The organism is Rhodococcus sp. 06-1460-1B (assembly GCF_002258475.1).
Lineage (GTDB): Bacteria > Actinomycetota > Actinomycetes > Mycobacteriales > Mycobacteriaceae > Rhodococcoides > Rhodococcoides fascians.
Genome location: NZ_NOYS01000030.1, coordinates 1 through 20978 on the forward strand (window position 1 = coordinate 1; position 20978 = coordinate 20978).

General features: G+C 62.9%; 18 protein-coding genes. 9 read left to right on the plus strand and 9 right to left on the minus strand.

The window, feature by feature from the left end; all coding sequences use genetic code 11:
• Positions 1–128: 128 nt before the first annotated feature.
• Entirely contained in the window at positions 129–1292 is a 1164-nt protein-coding gene (locus CH268_RS16145) for an erythromycin esterase family protein (protein WP_094665327.1), read from the minus strand.
• An 86-nt stretch (positions 1293–1378) separates the two neighbouring features.
• Here CH268_RS16145 and CH268_RS16150 point away from each other — a divergent pair, with 86 nt between their 5' ends.
• A complete protein-coding gene (locus CH268_RS16150) occupies positions 1379–2089 on the plus strand; it encodes a MerR family transcriptional regulator (protein ID WP_032366119.1) in 711 nt (236 codons plus the stop codon).
• Positions 2090–2137: 48 nt separating this feature from the next.
• On the opposite strand, the gene CH268_RS16155 is transcribed toward CH268_RS16150, so the two are convergent.
• The 4 genes from CH268_RS16155 to CH268_RS27930 form a co-directional block, all read right to left on the minus strand.
• Positions 2138–3256, minus strand: coding sequence for a hypothetical protein (locus tag CH268_RS16155; RefSeq protein WP_094665064.1), 1119 nt, complete (start codon positions 3254–3256; stop codon positions 2138–2140).
• A gap of 177 nt (positions 3257–3433) precedes the next feature.
• On the minus strand, positions 3434–4468 hold the full coding sequence (locus CH268_RS16160; protein WP_052055188.1) for a hypothetical protein: 1035 nt from the start codon (positions 4466–4468) through the stop codon (positions 3434–3436).
• The gene (locus CH268_RS16165) at positions 4465–5775 is read right to left on the minus strand and encodes a hypothetical protein (RefSeq protein WP_032366122.1); all 1311 of its coding nucleotides are present in this window, start codon (positions 5773–5775) and stop codon (positions 4465–4467) included. The genes CH268_RS16160 and CH268_RS16165 overlap by 4 nt, the downstream gene beginning before the upstream one ends.
• A gap of 504 nt (positions 5776–6279) precedes the next feature.
• Positions 6280–6504 (minus strand): hypothetical protein, encoded by a 225-nt coding sequence (locus CH268_RS27930; RefSeq protein WP_162247567.1) that lies wholly within the window; start codon positions 6502–6504, stop codon positions 6280–6282.
• Between the two features lie 636 nt (positions 6505–7140).
• On the opposite strand from CH268_RS27930, the gene CH268_RS16170 reads away from it, so the two are divergent.
• The 5 genes from CH268_RS16170 to CH268_RS16190 are packed head-to-tail and all read left to right on the plus strand — an operon-like array spanning position 7141 to position 16895.
• Positions 7141–10515: a DUF4132 domain-containing protein gene (locus CH268_RS16170; RefSeq protein ID WP_176457966.1), complete on the plus strand. Its 3375-nt coding sequence runs from the start codon at positions 7141–7143 to the stop codon at positions 10513–10515.
• Complete coding sequence (locus tag CH268_RS16175) at positions 10512–11594, plus strand: AAA family ATPase (protein ID WP_094665068.1); 1083 nt, start codon at positions 10512–10514, stop codon at positions 11592–11594. Before CH268_RS16170 ends, CH268_RS16175 begins: the two co-directional genes overlap by 4 nt.
• 2 nt (positions 11595–11596) lie before the next feature.
• Positions 11597–13789, plus strand: a complete 2193-nt coding sequence (locus tag CH268_RS16180; protein ID WP_141215155.1) for a DUF5682 family protein — start codon at positions 11597–11599, stop codon at positions 13787–13789.
• Positions 13786–14973, plus strand: a complete 1188-nt coding sequence (locus tag CH268_RS16185; RefSeq protein ID WP_094665072.1) for a VWA domain-containing protein — start codon at positions 13786–13788, stop codon at positions 14971–14973. Before CH268_RS16180 ends, CH268_RS16185 begins: the two co-directional genes overlap by 4 nt.
• Positions 14970–16895: a hypothetical protein gene (locus tag CH268_RS16190; RefSeq protein WP_057474931.1), complete on the plus strand. Its 1926-nt coding sequence runs from the start codon at positions 14970–14972 to the stop codon at positions 16893–16895. The genes CH268_RS16185 and CH268_RS16190 overlap by 4 nt, the downstream gene beginning before the upstream one ends.
• A gap of 33 nt (positions 16896–16928) precedes the next feature.
• On the opposite strand, the gene CH268_RS16195 is transcribed toward CH268_RS16190, so the two are convergent.
• A complete protein-coding gene (locus CH268_RS16195; RefSeq protein ID WP_230591215.1) occupies positions 16929–17333 on the minus strand; it encodes a hypothetical protein in 405 nt (134 codons plus the stop codon).
• Between the two features lie 159 nt (positions 17334–17492).
• Between CH268_RS16195 and CH268_RS28265 the strand changes: the two genes are divergently transcribed.
• The 3 genes from CH268_RS28265 to CH268_RS16205 all read left to right on the plus strand — a co-directional run bounded on the left by CH268_RS28265 (position 17493) and on the right by CH268_RS16205 (position 18840).
• Positions 17493–17687 (plus strand): hypothetical protein, encoded by a 195-nt coding sequence (locus CH268_RS28265; protein ID WP_255182413.1) that lies wholly within the window; start codon positions 17493–17495, stop codon positions 17685–17687.
• A 417-nt stretch (positions 17688–18104) separates the two neighbouring features.
• Positions 18105–18230, plus strand: a complete 126-nt coding sequence (locus CH268_RS28270; protein WP_255182414.1) for a hypothetical protein — start codon at positions 18105–18107, stop codon at positions 18228–18230.
• 94 nt (positions 18231–18324) lie between these two features.
• A complete protein-coding gene (locus CH268_RS16205) occupies positions 18325–18840 on the plus strand; it encodes a hypothetical protein (protein ID WP_032366131.1) in 516 nt (171 codons plus the stop codon).
• A 43-nt stretch (positions 18841–18883) separates the two neighbouring features.
• Here the strand turns inward: CH268_RS16205 and CH268_RS16210 are convergent, their stop codons facing one another.
• The 3 genes from CH268_RS16210 to CH268_RS16220 all read right to left on the minus strand — a co-directional run bounded on the left by CH268_RS16210 (position 18884) and on the right by CH268_RS16220 (position 20725).
• Entirely contained in the window at positions 18884–19285 is a 402-nt protein-coding gene (locus CH268_RS16210; protein WP_255182415.1) for a hypothetical protein, read from the minus strand.
• Between the two features lie 391 nt (positions 19286–19676).
• On the minus strand, positions 19677–20072 hold the full coding sequence (locus CH268_RS16215) for a hypothetical protein (RefSeq protein WP_141215156.1): 396 nt from the start codon (positions 20070–20072) through the stop codon (positions 19677–19679).
• A 251-nt stretch (positions 20073–20323) separates the two neighbouring features.
• Positions 20324–20725: an ester cyclase gene (locus CH268_RS16220; RefSeq protein WP_032384333.1), complete on the minus strand. Its 402-nt coding sequence runs from the start codon at positions 20723–20725 to the stop codon at positions 20324–20326.
• Positions 20726–20978: the final 253 nt, after the last annotated feature.

Below are 20978 nucleotides of genomic sequence, written 5' to 3' on the forward strand. Positions count from 1 at the left end.
CGAAGGGTGGCCCTTGTCGTGGGCGAGTTACGACAGGACTCGCCGAGCACCTACATATGAGGTTGTACGGGGACCATCACGTGAGGGTGTACACCGATAATTGAACGTTCTATATACGTTTGGACGGATCACCAGTATTGGTGTCGGTGCCCATCGGTGTCGGCGATGAATACGATCGCGTCGGTTCCGGATAGGTTTGCGGGAGAAAGTGGCAGGTGGCCCGGAGCGATCGGCGTACCCGCGGTAACGGACTCGGGCAGTGCGCTGCGTAGTGCGTCCGCTGGGAACAACGCGCGTCGGTCTGTGGCATCGCCCAACATGGCCTGCAGTGTGCCGACGGGTGCCGACGGGTTGGCGTCGGTCGCGATGAATACGTATTCATCGCCGAGGTCGTGGGCCACGAGCGCACCGGCTGCAGCCCAGCTCGCCTCGCTCGGTAACGCCGAGTCGCCGCGGCGCAGGTGCGAGTTGTGCGCGAACACCAGGGTCGGCCCGCGACCGCGTTCACGCGTGACGATGTCGCGGAGATTGTCGGCCATCATTTCGGCGCGTATGCCGAGTAGTTGCCCGATGCGATCGGGGGCGGTACTCGCCATGGCCGCGTGATAGCGAAGCAAACCCTGCGCAGCGCGCGCGTGCGCAGACACCTCCCACGGCGCGTCCAGTGGTGCAGCGGCGGCCAGTCCTTCCGCGATCGAGCCGAGAACCTGGGCTCTTTTGGATCCGCCGATCGACGCGGCGGCGTCGTACATCGCGTTCGGATCAGTCCAGTCGGCGTCGTCACCGAGGAGTTCGTCGAGGTCCCCTATGTGGGGAGGCAACACCTCTTCGGGGGCCAGGGCTTCCAATACGAACTTCAGGGACGGTCCGGGGCTCGGTGCTCCCGAGTACTCGACGGGCGCGTCGAAGCCATGAAATCGGACCCGGTCCTCCGGCGCGCACGCTGCGTTATGACCACGCAGCCATTCGAGCAGTTCACGGTTACCGGGAACTGCGCCGAACCCGTGACTGAAACCGGCCGACAACACCTCGTCGAGGCCCGCTGTTCCACCGGCCACGTAATCGTCGACGATGGACGCGGCGAAGATATCGGTCTCGAGCGCCACCGACCGGAATCCGCGAGCGACGAGATGGACGAGCAGCTCGTTGCGCAGGCTCGTGAAGGCAGGGATTCCGTGTGTCGGCTCACCGAGGCCCAGGAGGACGGCCGGACGCCCGGTCAGGAAAGCGTCGACCACGCGGCCAAGGTCTTCGCTGAGTTCTCGGGCGATGTTGTGCAGTTCTGCAGGCATATGTTTGACGGTATCGTTGAGCATTCCATTGAGACTTCGGCATCATCCAACCGGCTTAAAACCCGTTAACCCTCAATCGAGGCATTGTGAGACCCACCGATCTGGCCCGCCGACACGGACTGTCCACACAGGCGGTACGCAACTACGAAGAGGTAGGCGTCCTACCTCTCGCGGTCCGAAGTGACTCCGGCTACCGGTGTTACACGCTCATGCACGCTGCGGCGCTCGACGCGTTCGTGGCACTGCGCCGCGGACACGGGTACAGGCCGGCGGTCGACATCATGCGCGCAGTCAACGCCCGTGACGACGACTTCGCATACCGAACGATCGACGCCGACCATGCCGCTCTCCACTCCGAACGAGGCACCTACGGCGAAACGGCCGCCGCCCTGAAGAGCCTGTCGACGATGGCACCGCGGCCGATCGACGGACGCCCGCTGACGGTGGGTGAACTCGCACGACGCCTCGATCTGCACCCGGCGACGCTGCGGGCCTGGGAAGCGGAAGGAGTCGTACAACCCACACGCGCCCCGACCACCGGCTACCGCGAATACGCCGCTGACGCCGTCCGGGACGTCGAGATCGCGCGGCAACTCCGGCGCGGCGGCTACCGACTGAGTCAAGTCGCGCACTTCCTTGAATCGTTGCGCGGTGCCGGAGGTGTCGACGAGTTGCGTTCCTTTCTCGACGCGTGGCAGGCGCTGCTGAGCGCGAGGGGCCGTGACCTTCTTGTCGGCGCGGCTCGGCTCGATGCTTATCTTCGTCTTCGAGATCGGGATTCTTCGAGTGTTGGGTGAACGCCGGCGACAACTACCGGATTGGCGTTTACCGGTGTGCAGACCGCGTCAGCGAGCTCTGTGTGCGGTCCACTCGGGGTGTTCCCCGTCGGTGTCGCACACCCACACCTGGGCTTTGTCGCCGTCGGCTGCTGCGGTGTCGGTGAGCCAATAGGTTTCGTCGGGTGCCCATCCAGCGATGACACTCGCTGTGGCGTCGTCCACGGTGATGGCCGTCCCGGCTGCGGAGAGGTAGCCGCGGACGGTGAGGTGAATACCGTCGTACTGTTCCGCCACTCGTGGCCAGTCGGGAACGACCCATCGCCCGGCCCGCCCGGTAGCGCAGTACCAGTCGTGCCGCTTCTGCGCGGTGACCTCGACAGGGAACTCTCTGCATAGCTGCGCCCACGCCTGCGGGCCGTCGATCTCGTACGCGCGAACACCGCTGGGAACGCGCATGCGCCGCGAGACCGCCCGCTTCCATCCCATGCCGTCCTCGACGAACCACAGCTCCGCCGGGGTGCCATCGAACAACGAGCGAGTCGAGCTCCGTGTCGGAGGAACCGACCACCACTCTCCGGAAAAGCCCGCGGCCGGGTCCGCCGGCCGCACGGTCGCCGCTCGCACTTCTTCTTTCGCCGTGCGAGCACCGTAGTCGTGCAACGTCTCTGCGGTGGTCAGTGTGGCCGCCGGGTCATCCCGGAATTGCGCGTATGCGTTGTCCCACCACACGATCCACTGATCAGCAGCCGCGAGACCCGTCGACCACCACTGTGCGTGCGGCGTCGAGGCGACGTGTTCGGCTATCCGTTCCAGCTCACCCCGCACCGATGCGGTGGCGGCGAGAACGTCCTCACCGTTCGGTGGCTGCCAGTACATCGCGTGATCTACCGCTGCAGCAAGGACCGAACGCAGCACGCCGGCTGTCACTTCCGGGAGCGGCACCCGAGACAGGCGATCCGCCACATCCTCCGCTGTCACCACGGTCTGCCGCGCTTCCTCAGCACCGGGCCCGAACATCACCACTCCGGCACCTTGGTCGACGTCAAGGCGGTAGGACGCCAGGAACACCGCAGAGCAGAACGAATGCTCGACATCGACGGCCGAATCCTCTTCCGCGAGCAGCGCATACTCGAGGAGCAACCGACGACCACGCGGGCCCGCCAGTAACCAGTTGACCGCACTCATTCGTGCACCCTCTCAAACAGTCCATCAACAAGCCATCGAATAACAACGTCGCGCGCTCACCCCAACGGCATCTGCGCGGCGTCAGGACCCGTCGGAATGATCCGGCGTCGAGACTCGAGTAACACGAAAACTGTTGTGCTGCCGCAATATGCAGACCTCTACCGGTAGCCCGGCATATCAAGATTGGTCGTATTGCTCAGCTAGGTGCGGATTCAGTGGGGGTATGCCAACCACGTCTTGGCCTGGGTGGAGCGCGTGTTGGAGTTGCGTCACTGTCGCATCGGTCAAACTGCCCGGGCCCAGGCTTAATGCGCAGGCCCAGTCGAACGTCTCCGTGGACCATGCTCGTACAGGTGTCGGGTAGTGCCGCGTCCAGTTCACGGGGAGGAGCCAGTCCTCGCTGGATCGCGCGCGTCGCCACAGTCGGCCGGCACCTTTCTCGATATCGGCTTCGAAGCTGTCAGGATGTTCGGGATCTCGGCGCACCTCGGTCGGGGTGAAGTCGACCAAGACGTGTGCTCGTATCCGCTGCGCGCTGACGTTGTCGTGGAACCATTGCATGTTGTTTCTCGATCGTTCCACCTCACGCGCCCGATCCTCGGCGAACACGTTACGAGCCATTCTGGCCGGGCCGCTCCACACGAACGTCGAGTCCGAAAATTCCTCCGGCAGGGCACAATCGATGTATTCCGCACTGCCCTCCTCGGACTCCTGCTTCAACACGGCCCCGGTCTCGGTGTCGATCGTCAGAACCATCGGCGAGCCCTTGCTGCCGGTTTGCAGTTCCACCTTCCAGCAACGCCGTCCGATGAATTCGACCTCTTCGATAGGACGTGTAGGTCTGGTGAGGCCCGGTCGCGCCCAGTGTTCGACCGGGCGGGAGACGATCAGTTCTCGGCCCGGGTCGGGTATCCGGGTGTTGAGCTCGTTGGTTTCGATCGGATCATCGTGACCGGCTTCGAACACCCAACACTTATGGCCGTCGGCGATGAACAGCGGTTTCCCTTCCAGAGACTCCATGCGTGTCTGTCGACCGAAACGGAAGAGACGGACTTCGCCGAGCCCGAAACCCACGTACGACGGAACGATGCCGTAGTGCCCGTCGTAGACGTCTCTAGGACCGATGTCGGCGTGAATTGCGCGGGCGATACCCATGACCGGCCGCTGCGGACCGTCGACGATCTTCAGCAGCACTTCGACCCAATGCGTCATACGTATAACACCCCTCCGACGGCGCGCGACCGATCCGGGTACGCGCGGGTGTCTGCCTGCTCCATCAATTCGGTAGGGGCATAACAAGTTATATCTTCGAGACGTCGACCCTGTTCGTCGTACAGGTTGAGTCGAGTCACCACAGTGAGCCCCTCGTAGTCATCGTGGGTGAAACTGATGTGCAAGCGGCCGTGCGGCCAGTCGCCGATGAACTCGGCGCGGACGTCGTGCATTCTCTTCGAGAACCGCCGCCCGTCGAGTCGACGAATGCAGTAGCGGACGTACGACGCATGATCAGGCGGCTCGGGAGCGACGGGGCGGCAGTAGCCCGTGATGTCCAGATCGTCTATGGCTGTGTCGAGTTCGGACTCTGCTGTGTCTATCGAGAGCCGAACAAGGTGGCGGCTCGCACCGTCCACAGATCTGACAAGGAGCCAGAGTTGGTCACCGTATGCGGTGCCTTCGTAGGCCCGGACTTCCGGCAGTTCGATCTCACACACGGGCGTCGAGGAACCGGCACGGAATGCCTTCGCGATAAGAACACCGCCGTGCCTGCCTGTCACGCCCCAGTGCCATCGGACGCCGTCGCCGATCGCGCGCTTGCGGCGGTGCAGCTCGTTGTAGGTAATGTCCGCGTACTCGCTGGTGTGCCACGCGCCGTCGGCCCGCGATCGAGGGTAGTCGTCGAGTTCGATGCGGGTCGTGCTCGCGTCCAGCGGTAGATGGATCCACGACTTGGATTGTTGGAGAACATATCCTGCCGGAGTGGGGGTTCCGCGATAGGTGCGCGACCATGGGGTGTGCTCGACGGCGAGGTGGACCGACTGTTCGTCGAAGTCGGCTGCGACTAGAACCCCGTCGACGTCGATCGGAGACGTGCCTCCGCCCGGGTGAGCCAGGAGCAGAGGTGGTCGCGATCGCGGGCGGGGGAGCGGCGGCTCGTCCGCGGTGCGAGCGACGTCGTCACGCGTGCGTGTGGGTCGAAAACACCATGCTCCGGACGATCCCGCTGTCAGCAGATGTGAGCCCTCGAGATACTCGGCGTGATGTACCCCGTCCACGGTCACGCAGGCCAGAACATCGGTTCCGCGGTACTGCAGCCAGACACGGTCTGCGTGGGAGGCAATCGTCAGTGCAGGTGATGGTGAGGGTATCTCCGGCCAGGACACGATCCGATCGATCTGTCCGGATGTCGGTTCGAGAAGCGCTGCGACAGGCTGGGTTTCGTCGATAACCCACAGCCGACCGGCAGCGAAACGAATATATCGTGGGCGCAAGAGTCTGCGCTCGGACGACGGGGCGCTCATGCGCCTTTCTGCAGTGTCATGATCGCGACACTACCTCACCCCGTTCGGGTCGTGGTCGATTCACAGGCGGGGAAACTAGATCGGGAGCTCGTACCCACCGATGTTCACCGAATGCGTCAGGTCACCCTCCTCGCCCCTCAGCGCTACTAAAGCCTGCGCAGTGGTTTCGCTCCCAAGGTTGGAACTGAAGCGGGGGAGTTATCGAGGACGGCAACACCTCTGTGTCGGCTGGTAACGCAGGACGCAGGGCGGCGGACACCAATAGATTTATGCATTCCGCTGTTCGCCACCTATAAGCACATCGTTGGTCGATATTCGCGCGTCGATGTCGGCACCGCAATCGGACTGCTGGGATGTGCGTCGAAAGGAGGCCAATTCACGGTGCGGATGCCGGTTGAACCGCCCGCTCGACTCGGAGCAGAACCGCAGGTGCTCGACGAAAATGGATTCGATCACGCTGTTGATCCTGCCAGCTCGCAGCCGGTCGGAGCGACCATGCACCGCCTAATCATCACCCCCGATCGCGTAATTGATACGACGCGGCGCATTGGGGTCGCGTGGAGGTGGCTTCTGGCGTTCGAGGGCCGTCTCGAACCATCCGCCAGGTGGAATCTCGATCTCGGGTGTAGTCCTGTCGTCGAGGTCGAACTGGGTGCCCGTATCCGGATCGGCCTCGTCCCACAGCTTTCTCACTTCGGATGTCGCCGAGACGAATTCGCTCGCGTCCACACTATGACGTGTTTCGGCGATCCCGAAGTGCGGCCAAGCGAAATACACATGCAAAGGACCGGCGGGCGGGACGGGTTCCAGAATGAGGCCGGCTCGACTGTGCAGGCGGTTTCCTCCACCGCCGCTGGGGCTCAACCCCGTTCGCCTGCCGGGAAGGTTTGTGGAGACGGTTCCGTCGACATCCTCGAAACCGACGAGCATCGGCGGAGTGTGATTCGACTCTGGTCTACCGAACCCGTACATACCCAGCAAGCGATCAGATTCTCGGACACAGGCTTCGACCGAGAAGGTCATGCATGTGCTGTAGACCCGTGCACCGCTGAGCCACGCACCGATCCTCTCCGTTTCGGCCAGAATCAACCTCAGGGGCACTACGGCCGGGATTTCGTTGATGGGCACGCCGCGAAAACGCGGTGGGGGGCCGGACGCGGGTGTGTCGTTCACGACCGTCACTCTCCCGCGGACCGATGCGGTGCGCAAGGCAGAAATTCGTTCCGCATGCCGTCCGGTCGGTTTTGCTTTCGCCGCCCACACTTCGCTGCCAGACCACGCGGTACGAGATCACCGGTGGGCGATCGTTCTGCCCGCTATCATTCTCGGCACGTCGCCGAACAGTGCGGGACCTCGAGGAGATGCGTGAGCCACAGTACGTCCGAGTCCGAGTCCGAGTCCGAGTCCGAGTCCGAGTCGAAGTCCGTGCCGCCGCTGACGTGGCTACCGATGAAATATCCCCGACGCGGGGGTTATCGCGCCAGCGTCGCGCCGGTCGATCCTGACGCAGGCGTCGAACTAGCGAAGATCGAGACCGACGAACTCAGCCTCCAGTACGCGTCCTGGTACCTCGTCAACGACACCAACCCCGACAAATTGACGATCGCCGCCAGGAAGTACCAGGCAGGCGACGTCTCGGCTCTTGGTGCCGCCGCTCTGTATTTTCTCCTGAACCGATTCGTAAGTCGCGACGAATTGCGAGTTGTCTCGATCATCGACGGCTGGGTGGCCAGGCACGGCTTGGTCTTCGCGGTCGAGGCGCTTCTGGAGTTGTCCGACATGCGTTTCGTGAGCGAAAGGGTGCTGGTTGCGGACCTCCCGGAAGGTGCCGTAATCAGCGTCGTTTCCCACGGTCATGCCACGCCGGACGCGGTGTTCGAAATGCCGAAGTACACGACGCGAGAACGTTTCGCGCAGGTGGATGGGTACGACGAGCAACTGACCTATTCTCCGCGCGAGTACATGCTCGAGCGCATGCGCGGGTTGATCGCGGTGGCGTCGGACGAGGACTACGCGGCGGCCCGAAGCGTGGCATCGACGCTGCGAGGCAACACCGTACGAAAGCTGACCGCTACGTTCATCTTCCCGACCGAGCTGGAGTGGTCGGAGGAGTTGATCATGGTGGTGCGTCCTCAGTCCTACCACTGGAGCACGCAGCTGATGGTCTCGGCGAACACGCCAGAACAGCTTCATCGAAGCGATGACGCCTACGGGCACCGGCGGTGGCTGCTCGACGATGCGATGACAGCAGCGGTGGTGGATGGTATCGGCCCGCCGATACTGCCTGTGTTGCTGGACGCTTTCGACACGCCGAATCCGTACGGAAACGCGCACGACGAGTCCTGGCTTCTGCGAATACTGCACGCCCTTTCGGCTATCCCCACCGACGATGCGTTCGAGGCTCTGGTCCGACGTGGAGGGATGAAGAACGGGCAGCCAATCGTCCTTCGGGCGATGCAGAACTATCCGCGTCGAGCGTTCCGTGTTCTGGTAGAGGCTGATTCGGGATTGTTCGATCGCCACGTACGGCGGGATCCGGACTTGGCGCGCGAGATCGCCTCCACGTTGCCGGAGAGAGCGCAACGCAGGATCGCAGAACTGACAACCTTGTTGCCGATGGCGACCGACCTTCCGTCGATCCTCGTCAGTCCGCCGTGGTCGACGCGCAAGAAGATGCCCGACGCGACCGCCATCACAGGGCTCGAAGTCCCTGATCTTCACAAGATGGCCTGGCTGCCAGGCGAACTCGAGGCCATCAAGAACAGGCCGGGAGATTACTCCTATACGACATGGGACAGTTACAAGCAGTACATTCCAGACCCGTCACCGACAGGTGCAGGGGGCCGGTACGCCTGGATCATTTTCCTCATCGCGCCGGACGAGATTGCCCGACCGTTCCTGACTGATTGGGAGGGAACAACTCTCAAGGATCCGCTGCGTGTCGTTGCGCGTTACGAACTCGACGCCTTACCGCTCATGCTCCGCTTCACACGAGCTCACCCCGGTGCAGCGGCACCCTATCTGATGCCGTACGTCGACCTCGATGTCGCGCGCGTGCACGCGACGATGTTCGCCACCCGGAAGAACTTGCGCAAGCCCGCTTTGGCATGGCTCGTCCGGCATGCGGCGGACGCAGCAACGCTGTTGATCCCCGACGCGGTGGGAAAAGCTGGGGCGCAGAAAGATCACGCTGCAGCAGCATTACGCGGACTCGCGCGCGCCACCTCACGAGACACAGTGCTGGCCGGAGCAAACAGGTACGGAGACGACGTATCGGCAGCGATTGCGACCATCGTCGATCTCGATCCGCTGGAAGTACTACCGAAGCGCATTCCGAAAACACCGGCCTGGGCCGACGCGCCGTCGCTGCCGCCGATACTGACCGCGGACAGGTCCGCTGCTCTGCCTGATTCCGCCACGGCGCATATCTTGACGATGTGCGCGGTAAGCACAATCGATGCACCGTACGCAGGGCTCGAGACGGTGACCTCGTACTGCGATCGCGGGTCACTCGCCGACGCAGCGTGGGAGCTCTTTCAGCGATGGTGGGGAGCAGGTGCGCCCTCGAAAGACAATTGGGTGATCCTCGCACTCGGGTGGCTGGGCGACGACTCGACAATCGGAAAGCTGGCCCCGCTCATCCGGCGTTGGCCAGGCGAGAACGGGACTGCCCGAGCGCAACTGGGGCTGGACGCTCTGGCTGCGCACGGCTCGACCCGGGCCCTCACCGAATTGGACCACATCTCACGGAAGATGAAATTCAAGTCCCTCAAGGTCGGCGCGCAGCAGCGGGTCGCCGAGGTCGCAGAAAGCATCGGTCTCGATCGTGAGCAGTTGGCGGACCGCATCGTCCCCACTCTCGATTTGTCGTCGTCGGGAACCATGATGTTCGACTACGGCGAGCGATCCTTCACGGTCGGCTTCACCGAAGCACTTGTTCCATACGTGCTCGACGAGAATGGCAAGAAGACGACGAGCCTGCCCAAGCCCACCACCCGAGACGATGCCATCCTCGCGGAGGAAGCCAAGACACGCTTCGCCGCGCTCAAGCGCGAAGCCAAAGCTGTTGCAACCGAACAGATCAAGCGCCTCAATCGGTCGATGGTGATCGGACGCCGTTGGACCGCCGACGAGTTCACCCAATACGTGCTGGGACATCCGCTCTTGATCCACGTAGCTCGTCGTCTCCTGTGGGCGTCGTTCGACGACAACAACAAACCTGCAGTGGTGTTCCGGGTCGCGGAAGACAGCACCCTCGCAGACGTCGACGACGATGCCCTCGAGCTTCCCGACGGCCGGATAGGTCTGGTTCATCCGGCACACATACCCGACACGGTCGGGACGTGGTCGAACATATTCGCCGATTACGAAATACTGCAGCCGTTCCCACAGTTGGGCCGACCGGTCCACGACCCGCTGCCAGGCGACATCGACGGCAGTGGCCTGGCCAGGTTCACGGGGGTGACTGCGACCCCGAGCCAGGCCCTCCGGTTGACCTACCGTGGATGGGAACCGGTGTGGGAGAACCCCGTGTCCTGGGGTCAGGGCTTGCTCTACCAACTGAGCGACGACGTCTCGGTGCTGCTGGGACTCGAACCGGGGATGGGGACGGGTGATCCCTACAACGGATACCCGGACCAGAAGCTCGTCGAGGTGAGCTTGCGAGGAGGGACCTTGAACGAAGTCGACCGTGCGACCGTCTCGGAACTCATCGCCGATCTGGATGGGTTCGCGTCGTGACGACGGGAGTACAGCGGCCACCTGCCGAGGAGCGGTATGCAGACGAGCTCGAGCGACTCGCCGACGAGGACTGCGGTCCGCGGCCACCCGGGTGGAAATTGAGTCTGCAGGCGGCCCGCAGCTTCGTGATGGGCGACGCCCACCGCGGAATCGTCGCCAAGTATGTCGGTAACCCGTCACTCGTCGAACGCTCGCTCGTCACCTTGGCGACCACACGCGGATTGATGTTGGTCGGTGAACCAGGTACTGCGAAATCGATGCTGTCCGAACTCATTGCGGCTGCGGTCAGTGGAGATTCCACGCTCACCATCCAAGGAGGCGCTGCAACCACCGAGGATCAGATCAGGTACTCGTGGAACTACGCGCTGTTGGTAGCCGAGGGCCCTTCCCCACGATCGATGGTTCCGGCACCCATGCTGCGTGGCATGTCCGAGGGTCGGATCGTGCGTTTCGAGGAGATCACCCGATGCCCACTCGAAGTGCAGGACACCCTGCTGTCGCTGTTGTCCGAACGTGTTCTCGCGGTGCCAGAACTCACCGGAACGGACGCGATGGTCTACGCGCGTGAGGGATTCAACGTCATCGCGACGGCAAATACCCGCGACCGAGGAGTGAACGAAATGAGCGCCGCGCTCAAACGTCGCTTCAATTTCGAGACGGTACATCCGATTGCAGATTTCGACACCGAGCTCGAGCTGGTGCGGGCGGAGTCGGCGGCGCTGTTGCGCGCGTCCGGGGTGGGGATCGATCAAGATCCGGCGGTCGCGGAACTTCTCGTGACGCTGTTCCGTGACCTGAGATCGGGATTCACCGAAGCCGGTGCTCCCGTCGAGCGGTTGTCGTCTGTGATGAGCACGGCTGAGGCGGTCTCGCTCGCGCATGCCACCGGAATTCGTGGCTGGTACATGCGCGGTGATGCAGGCACGTTCACCGATCTCGCGGAGTCCCTGGCCGGCACCGCGGCGAAAGACAACGCCGAGGACACAGCGAGGTTGCGTCGCTACATCGAGCAGCGATCGTCCTACCGATCGAGCGAAGCGTGGCGCGAGCTGCGCGAAGCTCACGCACGTCTGAGCTAGTGGTGGAACGTCACGATGGCGACGAGGTGGCCGTCATCGGCGTGCGGCATCACAGTCCTGCCTGCGCGCGCGTGGTAGCCGACACCATCGAACGATTGCGGCCGGCCCACGTCTTGATCGAAGGTCCGGTCGATTACACAGACCGCCTCGGCGAGTTGACGCTCGGACATCGACTTCCGATCGCGCTGTTCTCACACGCCCGCAGGGGTACACACACCCAGGTGGCCTGGAATGCCTACACCGAGTTCTCGCCGGAGTGGGTAGCGATGCAAGCGGCCACTGGAACGGGTGCGTCAGTTCGGTTCATCGACCTTCCGTCGTGGCATCCCGACTTCGATTCTGGGCCTACCGAATACAGCCCAGCCGCTGTGGATGCAGTCGAGCAGATGGGCCTCGACACCATCGATGCGATGTGGGACCACGTCGTGGAAGCCCGGGCAGGCGCGCTGACGACCGAAGAGATGCGAGATATCCTCGACAGCTACTTCATCCTGATCCGCGGTGATGGTGTCGACGTCTCCGAACGCGAGAAGTACATGGCATCCTGGGTGAAAGCAGCTCGTGAGCAGGGTGGTTCGGTCGTCGTCGTCTGCGGCGGATTCCACCGTGCCGGGATCATGTCGGAGCTCGAGACGGGACCACCGGCCGATGACAGCTGGCCGACCGTTCCGATTCCGGATTCCGCCCTCGACGTCGGAAGCTACCTGATCCCGTACTCCTACCGTCGCCTCGAACTCGAGGGACCGTGGTGGTACCAGCAGCTTTGGGAAGATCAGGCTCATGCGTCGGACACCGCGATCGAGGCCGTCGTGCTGAACCTGCGGGCCCGCGGGCACCGGGTTTCCACCACCGACTTCGCCGGATTCCGAACGCAGGTCCATGCGCTGGCGGCGATGCGAGGTCACTCGGTGCCCACGCGTCGTGACGTACTGGACGGTGCTGCGAGCACACTCGTCGACGAGGCCATTCCCTCGCCGCTGCCGTGGACGCGTGCGGGTGAACCACTCGGTGTCGAAGCTGACCCGGTGATGGAGGTATGCATCCGAACGTTGAGGGGAGAGCGGCGAGGGGAACTACATCCTGACGCCCCGGCACCTGGGCTGGTCCATCACGTCGGCATGCTGCTCGAAGAGTTCGAATTGACCACCGGGACTTTGTCTCTGGATCTCACTGACGAACGCGAGCGTTCGAGAAGTCGCGTGCTGCATCAGCTACGACTACTCGGCATTCCTGGCTTCGAGCGCTCTGCCGGACCGAGCGGTGTCTCCGAGGTGCGGTCGATCGACGAGTGGGTGATCACCGACCACGGCGGCCGAGTTCCGGCACTCGTCGAGGCCGCCGCGTACGGGCACACGCTAGTGGACGCGGCGGGTGCAGCGCTCGTCTCCGCGTTGCGGTCAGCGAGCAAAGACATGGCTGCCGTCGCGCGGATTCTGTTCGACGCAGTCTTGAGCGGACTCGACGACGTATCTGATACGTCAGCATCGGCGGCGATCCAATCGCTGGACACCGCAGTCGATCTCGCCGATACCGGGCTACTTCTGCGCACTGCCCTCGATCTGTGGCGACACGATTCGCTGTTCGGGAGTCGGGGTTCGGCGCTGCTCGGAGAAGTGGTGGCAGCCGCGTCGCCCAAGGTGCTTACGCTCGCCCGGCGAGTCCGAGCAACAGGGGGCGCAGATCTCCGTCGAATCGCGGCTGTCGCGGCCATCGCCGATGCCATGCAGTACGCAGGGCACCTCTTGCGCGACGACCCGTCAACAGAACTGGATCTGCTGGCGCGTGACAGCGGTGCCGCAGTGGATATGAGGGGATCGGCTCTGGGCGCGTCGTGGACTCGAACCACCCCGGAAGATGCGGCGGCTGCCGTGCGGTCCATACCCTCGGATCGGCTCGGCGACTGGCTGTCCGGTCTCTTCGGCGTCGCACGTGAACGTTTTCTCGATGCCGGTTCCGGTGATGCGGTGTTGACGGCCGTCGACGCCGTCGTAGGACGGATGACCGAGCATGATTTTCTGACTGCACTGCCTGCCCTGAGGCAGTCCTTCGAGTTCTTTCCTCCGCGTGAACGCGAGGTCATCGCTCGACGCGTGGCACCAACGCCTGCCGACCCGTCCATTACGGCCTCGGGACTGTCCGGCGAGCTACTGGACGAGCGAGTCGATCGTGCGCTCGCGAACCTTGGATTGCAATGAACTCCGAGCGATGGCGATTGATCTTGGGTGACGCCAGCTCCGGTGCACTCGGTGACCCTACAGGTATTGCGGCAGAACAGGATTCCGCGCTGGAATGGCTGTATGGCCGCGACGCAGCCCGTGCCGCCCAGGGCGTGCGCTCGGGTGGTTCACGCGCTCGAGCAGGCGGTGCTCTGGCGAAGGGGCAAAAAGGCGAGGGTAGGGCACTGCACCGCGACCGTCGCGGACGGCCGAGCGGAGTCGGGACAACGGTGGTGAGCGCAGTGGATTGGCTCGACGACATCCACCGCTTGTTTCCGCGTGAGACAGTTCACCGCCTCGAAAGAGACGCAGTCGAGAAATACGAGATCACCGAGGTGGTCACCGATCCCGAGGCTCTCGAGCGAATCGAACCGAGCGTGACACTCCTGCGTGCGGTATTGCGAACGAAGCATCTGATGGACCCGCGGGTTCTCGCGCTGGCCAAGAAGGCTGTCGACACGGTTGTGAAAGAGCTGATCGAGAAGCTGTCCGTCGACGTCCGCAAGACCTTCCACGGCACGCGCAGCCGGCAGGGCACCTCCTTCCGGAACTCTCGCAACTTCGATTTTCCTGCAACGGTTCTCGCGAACCTCAAGCACTGGAACCCCGAGACACGATCCATCGCGATCGAGAAACCACTGTTCACTTCGCGCACCCGGCGACGCACTGACACCTGGACACTCATACTGCTGGTCGACCAGTCAGGATCGATGATCGATTCTGTCGTCCATTCCGCCGTCACAGCGGCATGCTTCTGGAACGTCCCTGGTCTGCGAACGCACCTCATCGCGTACGACACCAACGTTGTCGACCTCACGTCGGAGGTTCTGGATCCGGTGGAATTGTTGATGGGAGTGCAACTCGGTGGCGGCAACGATGGTGCCAAGGCTGTGGACTATGCGGGGCAGCTGGTCGAGACTCCCCGCCGAACCATCGTGGTGATCATCTCCGATCTGTACGAGAGTCAAGCGGATCGGTTCGTGCGCAGCGTATCTCGCTTGACCGACGAGGGCGTGCGAGTGTTGGCGTTGGCAGCACTCGACGAGTCCGGCGAACCCGACTACGACCGAGAGATCGCCCAGCGTCTAGTCCGGCTGGGGGTGCACGTGGGGGCGATGACACCGGGCGGGCTCGCGGAGTTCGTCGCCGGGTGCATCCGATGAACGCCGAATCCATCCGACCGGACGTGGCGGCGCTCACCGACGAGGCACTGGTGCTCGTCACCAATCGTGGCCTGGTCAAAAGAGCAGTGCGGATGGTCGAGGAGAATCCACCGGACTTGTCGGCATCAATCGAACGCATCGTCGCCCGGTTCGCCGACGGCGTCGTGACCGAGCTCCCGGCTTCGTTGCCGTTCACCGACGCGTCATGCTCCTGCGGCGCGAGCTCGGCGTGCAGGCATCGCCTCGGTCTGGTGCTCGCCTATCGTGCGAGATTCGGTACCGATGTCGGCGGACCGGAATGGACACCAGGGGAATTCGACGACACACTTGTCGAATCGCACGTCGGTGCGGCCGCCATGCGGCGGGCCAGGCGCATCCGCGGCGAGGGTTATCAGGCGACAGTGCATCGCCCCGAGGGCACCGACTCGATTGTGCGTGTCGAGTTGCCGCACTGCACAGTTCGATTCTTGACACCCCACGATGTGGGTCACACTCATTCGTCGGCATCCGAGCATGCAGCGCCGGAGTCGATCGCCCTTGCGGTGTGGGCCGTACGAGCGGCTGACGAATCGGGTAGCGACGAGGTGTTCGTCAGTAGTGCTGGTCTAATTCAGGATTCGGCTAATTCCGCTCTGGCCAAGGTTGTTGCCCGAACTATCCTCTTCGACGGACTGGCCGGGGCGTCGGGTGTGCAACATGCATCGGCAGTGAGGGTTACTCGTTCGGCCGAGGCATCGTCGACGGTGTGGCTCGCCGACGCCTGTGGGGATCTGGCCGATCAGGTCGAAGCCTATGCCGCAAGGAATGCCCGTCACGACCGAATCCGGGTGGCGTCGCTGATCGCAGAGATCCACGCGCGAGTTCAGCTCGGAGGGGCGACCGACTCGGCGCTCGCCGGAATGGCATTGGGAACCGAGACTGCGGGCGAAACTCCGCTCAGACGTTCACGTCTGGTCGGTTTGGGTGCCCGCGTAACGGCCAATGGTGACGCCGTAAGTGTCGACGTCTACTTCTCCGAAATCGATACGAATGCCGTTTATCTGATGCGGCATCAGTGGCCGGGGGAGTTGCTTACCGGTCATGCGGTGGCGGGGCGCAGAGTTGCGGGGACGACTATCGGGGCGTTGGCTTCGTCGACCATCGTCACCGAATCGGCTGTTCGGCGCGCGAACCGTTCGATTCGATTGGGACGTAGAGGTATCGGCAAGACATCGATCCTTCCCCTCGGGGCCGACGCTTGGGCTGATTCGGCTGCCCTCTCCTCGGACTACGACGATGTGCGTCGACAGTTGACCGAACGCAGGCCGTCGTTCGCACGGAACCGTCTGGTGACGGATGGGGTCGGCATAGTGAGCGTCGACGCTGTGGTCGACACCGACTACTCTCCGGCAGGTCAGACGTTGACGGTGGTGGTCGCGGACGGTAAGGGAAGTCAGGCACAGATCGTGGTCGAGCATCGAGCGGAGGCTCCCGGTGCTATCGACGCGGTTCTCCACGCGATGTCGTCGGGTCCGCGGGCGGTGGCAGGTCGAATGAGTGCCCGGTCAGGGCAGGTCTGCATCACGCCGTACTCGATTGCGTGCGATCTCGGTGTGGTCGTGCCTGATCTCGCGCCTCGTGTGGGTATGTCGAGTCTGATCCGCTCGGCGGGCGAGGTAGGTCAGGATCGCGTCGTCGATGCTGTTGCAGGATGTCTGTCGACCCTGGCGGATCTCTCGCACCGTGGCTTGCGGTTCGTGTCGGAGGCTGACGTGGTTGCGATTCGCGGGCGTGCTGACCTCTCGAGATCGGTAGGTATGAAGTCGACGGGTCTGTCGCTCGATCGCCTTGCCGATGCACTCACCGGCCACGACCTGGAGGCATCCGCAGACGCATGGGTGCGTGCGGTTCTACGCTTGGTGGTCGCCGATGAATTTGCTTGAGGGTCCATGCTCTCGGTCCGATAGTGTTCTCTATCAGTCCTTCTCGGATAGATCCCCTATACGCGTTGCGCGAAAGTTCTTGTCCTTCCACATGGCGACTCCATCGATGAGTTCCGCATGCATGAATCCGCCGTCGTCTCCCCACGGCCACGCGGTACCCGCTTCGGCCACTTCGTTCTGAACAAGGTCAGCCATCGACAGCAGCGCCAGCTCTACGTCATCGTCGACAGAAGCGCCGATCCCACTGCAGGCAAGTCTTCCTCGGCTGCCTCCGACGACCGTGACAGCGCTGTAGAGCCATACCATGCCGCTGTCCGATTCGTATTCGGCTACCCAGTCGATGTATTCGACATCGCCGCCGTACTGGCGTACGCGTAGATCGTGGACCAGACGATCGAGCGCATCGAGCCACGCATCAGGAAGATCCGAGTGCGTCACTTGGACGCCCCGCCGGGGCCTCCAATTCGCAGTCATCACTGACTCTCGATGCTCGGACAGCTGCACAGGCCGATTATGTCAGCCGTGTCGCTGCGTCGCTTCTGTTGTGCAACGTATCTGCAGGCCAGGACATGCGGCTTCGTGTGATCTAGTGGGCACATGGCGTGGGATCCGATGACGACCGATTCCCAGGACTCGGACGAACGAGGACTACGGGTGGCCGACGACGTCGGCGCAAGGGCGTGGCTCCTCGAAGAAATCGGAAAATTCGGCAGTGGTGTGGCCGCACTGGTTCCAAGTCATCTTCCCGTCGTACGCGCGAATCTTTCACCCGGCGAGGACTATCGACGATGAACCGGTCGCTTGGTCGGCCGTCTCCCGAGCCAACGGTCGGCTCGCGCACCCGGCAATGGAGTGGGGTTCCATCGTGGGTAGCTGGCACGCCGGTGGACAGGAGGGCATTTGGCACGAACCCCCAATCCAAGGTTCGTTGCCGACAAACACCACCCGGGCTTTGGCAGACACTCTCCGACGCTTCACACAGGCACTGGCGGAGTGCCGGTTCGGGCACTGGGAAGGATCTGGGTATGTCGACTTACCGTCGAATGAGCTTCACTGCCGGTGCCGTCTCGAAATGTGGTGCTCTTCGCAGGCAGTATCGGCCTCGCCGACACAAAGTTCGGTGCCAGCGCTCAGTTTCCCTTTGGAATGAGCGCCCACCTGTGGTGGCCGAATGATAAGGCGTGGTGTACGGCAACAGACATCGACCTGATGACGACCTACATCGGTGCGTCGACCTCGTGCATCGACGCAATACTCACGAACGTCGAGCTCGATTCGCTGGCCGTAGCTGTCACGCATAAACTCGCCTGGGATACCGACACCGTCAACCCATAACCTGCTTGCCCGTAGATGAGGGGTTGCCGGTCAGAAAACTGGACGAGACCGATCCCCGGCCCCAACGAAAGGCCCTTACCGTAATGTCCATTTCGTGACTCGAACTTGGACCGTGCGAACCACAGTTGTCGGCGCTGCCCTCGGGGCTGCGCTGCTCGGTATGCCGGGGGTGGCGTCAGCCCACCATCAGGAGTTCACCCCATTCCCATACAACATTTCGCTCGGCAAAGAGATGTCTTTACCGTGCGCAGGCGAGGTGGGCGGCGACGTGTACACACCGCACGATCGGCCGGGCATCGCGGTTGTCACGCTGACCTGGCGGACATTCTTCACCAGCGACTGTCCACTCACCGTGTTCGTGAACATGAACAACTTCGATGCACCCTGGGCCGACCCGTACAGCGATGCCAAACCGACCGGGGGCTCGTGGATGGTGCCCCTCAACTCCGCCGCAATCGGATCCGTGCCCCCGGAAGGCGGCGAATGGAGCAAGCAGATAGCGATCGATATCGGTTCCGGTAGAGCGGGTTTGACGGTGACAACTGACGCACCGCTGAATACGACCTTGCTCGATCCGACCGGCAACACTGTCCGCTTCACCGTGACCTGACGCAGCCACGGTCGTAGGACGCACGGAAACCTCCAGGTCCCTGTTACGACGGGATCCACTCGATCTGCCACGGCGGAATCTCCCTCCGCGGTCGCACTTTGATCGCGCGAAACTTGTACCCATCCTGATCTGTGACGGACTCCCACTCGAAGTCGACCTTCTCGCCGACGATGAGGTCGTGGATGCCTCCTCGTATGTTGAACTGACCCATGCCCTGCGAATCGATCACCTCGTCAGGGTGCAGGGCACTCCAGTAAGTCCAACATCCGCCAGGGGTACCCGCGGAATCGATTACGCCCCAGCCTTCGTCGCCGTGCCAGGCGGACACGATGCCACTCGCCGCGGTCCCGATCCGCGGCTCTTCGGGGAAATCCAAGTCCGTCTCTTCTAGGACGTTGCCATCGGCGTCGATGTTCCACGCTGATGAGCCGGACGGGCGATCCACCGGCTCGACACCTGCCGGCCACGCGCGAAGTGTTGATGAAGTTGTAGCTCTGGTCGAGCTCGCCGGTTGGTCGCCACTCGAATTCGACAACTTGGCCTTCGTCCAGGCTGGGGAATCCCGCAATCGCGACCGTCGCCCCAAATGTCCAGCATCCCCCTGGAGTGTCGTCCGAATCGATCACACCGTGCATCTCGCGCAGATTCCAGGTGCGGACCACTCCACGACTTGCCATGTGTCCAGTATGGCCGATACCGCAAAGTGGAATAGTGTTGTCGAGCACGGACTGTCCGACACTATTACCCCGCCTCATCTCTTCTGATCGCAACAGATCGACGGTGTTCAGCGGCTCACACACGCCAGGATGAGGCCGAGCAAGGACCGGGGCTGGAACCTAGACCTCTCCGAAGCCGTCCTGTGTTCGGGCGGCGCAGTCCGTCGTGGGAGCGAGAAGGTAGGCGAATAGGTAACTCGCCGCCGTTATCGCTGCCAGTGAGATCCACCAGGACGGGAATACATCTGTGTCAGTGAGGATTTCACTGCCAGCGACGACCAGCCAGCACAATGTGAGAGAGGTCGCCAGCGTGACCGCTGCTGCGGTGCACGCGGCGAATCGGTGTCGCCAGGTGTGGTGAGATCGTGCGGCCCACATTCGGTTCGACCACAAGGCGAAGCGTCCACCACCGACTGCGATCACACCGACCAACAGTCCGGCGACGGCACCGCAGAACGCATGAAACACCAGCAGCGCCAACCGGAGCAAGGTCCCTTCGAGGGCCCAGGGGAGCATGACACCCACAGCTGTGCAGGTACCGGTAAGACCAGCGACCCTTAGTTCTTTCTCGACCCAGTCCACTGTTCCACTAGAACACGGCTGAAATGCGCTTCGGTCTCGAAGCCGCTGTCTGACCGCTCACGTTCACATGTGGACCCGTTGACGCCGGACGTGACGCTGCAAAAGCGTAGATCTGACGACTTGCGCTACTGCCGCTCAACCGCGCTCGCTAACTCCTCGTATGTCTCTTCGCTGATCGCAGCCAGCTATTCTCCGCGGCCCAGCAGTTCACAGCGCAATGAAGCCTCGAGATCTCCCCAGCAGCGCGCGATCTTGCCGTCGTCATCGAGCCGGTACATCGCTAGTTCCTGGATCTGCACATACCGGCCGGTCGCCGCGATCCCATCGAACTCACCGTGGTGGGTGCCGGTATCCGTCAGGCGAGCCGCCATCGACCGGCCCTCGACGACCAAGTCCTCCATGCACCAGCTGAAGTCGGGGAACGCGACTGTGATGTCTCGAAGGCCGTCGCGGTAGCCGTCGATGCCGCTGCGGACACCTTCGACATCGGTGGTGATGAATTCGTCGAGGTCGCCGAAACGCCGTTCGTTGCAGGCGGTGATGTAACGAGCGTAGGTACCGCGCGGATCGTCTGCGAAAATCGCCATACCATCCACGGTAAAGGCCCCGCGTAGTCCTGGCCAGGACGACAGCGGATCAGCTGCACGAACAGCATTTCACCGTCGTCACTGCCTAATGGCTGTTGTCAACGAGCCCGTTCGAGTCACCGTTACGGCGGACACCCCATGCCTGTATCGGTTACGTCTTGACCGGACTGTGCTCACGAGCAATTGTCGCCTGCGGCGGTCTACATAGCCAGTAGCGGAAAACTCGGTGCATGGACTGACCCGGTTCTCGGCC

Bases quoted from the DNA above. Each gene is read 5' to 3' on its own strand.
- CH268_RS16145 (WP_094665327.1), bottom strand. From the start codon at position 1,292: ATGCCTGCAGAACTGCACAACATCGCCCGAGAACTCAGCGAAGACCTT.
- CH268_RS16155 (WP_094665064.1), bottom strand. From the start codon at position 3,256: ATGAGTGCGGTCAACTGGTTACTGGCGGGCCCGCGTGGTCGTCGGTTG.
- CH268_RS16160 (WP_052055188.1), bottom strand. From the start codon at position 4,468: ATGACGCATTGGGTCGAAGTGCTGCTGAAGATCGTCGACGGTCCGCAG.
- CH268_RS16165 (WP_032366122.1), bottom strand. From the start codon at position 5,775: ATGAGCGCCCCGTCGTCCGAGCGCAGACTCTTGCGCCCACGATATATT.
- CH268_RS16185 (WP_094665072.1), top strand. From the start codon at position 13,786: ATGAACTCCGAGCGATGGCGATTGATCTTGGGTGACGCCAGCTCCGGT.
- CH268_RS16190 (WP_057474931.1), top strand. From the start codon at position 14,970: ATGAACGCCGAATCCATCCGACCGGACGTGGCGGCGCTCACCGACGAG.
- CH268_RS28265 (WP_255182413.1), top strand. From the start codon at position 17,493: ATGGCGTGGGATCCGATGACGACCGATTCCCAGGACTCGGACGAACGA.
- CH268_RS28270 (WP_255182414.1), top strand. From the start codon at position 18,105: ATGACGACCTACATCGGTGCGTCGACCTCGTGCATCGACGCAATACTC.
- CH268_RS16215 (WP_141215156.1), bottom strand. From the start codon at position 20,072: ATGCTCCCCTGGGCCCTCGAAGGGACCTTGCTCCGGTTGGCGCTGCTG.
- CH268_RS16220 (WP_032384333.1), bottom strand. From the start codon at position 20,725: ATGGCGATTTTCGCAGACGATCCGCGCGGTACCTACGCTCGTTACATC.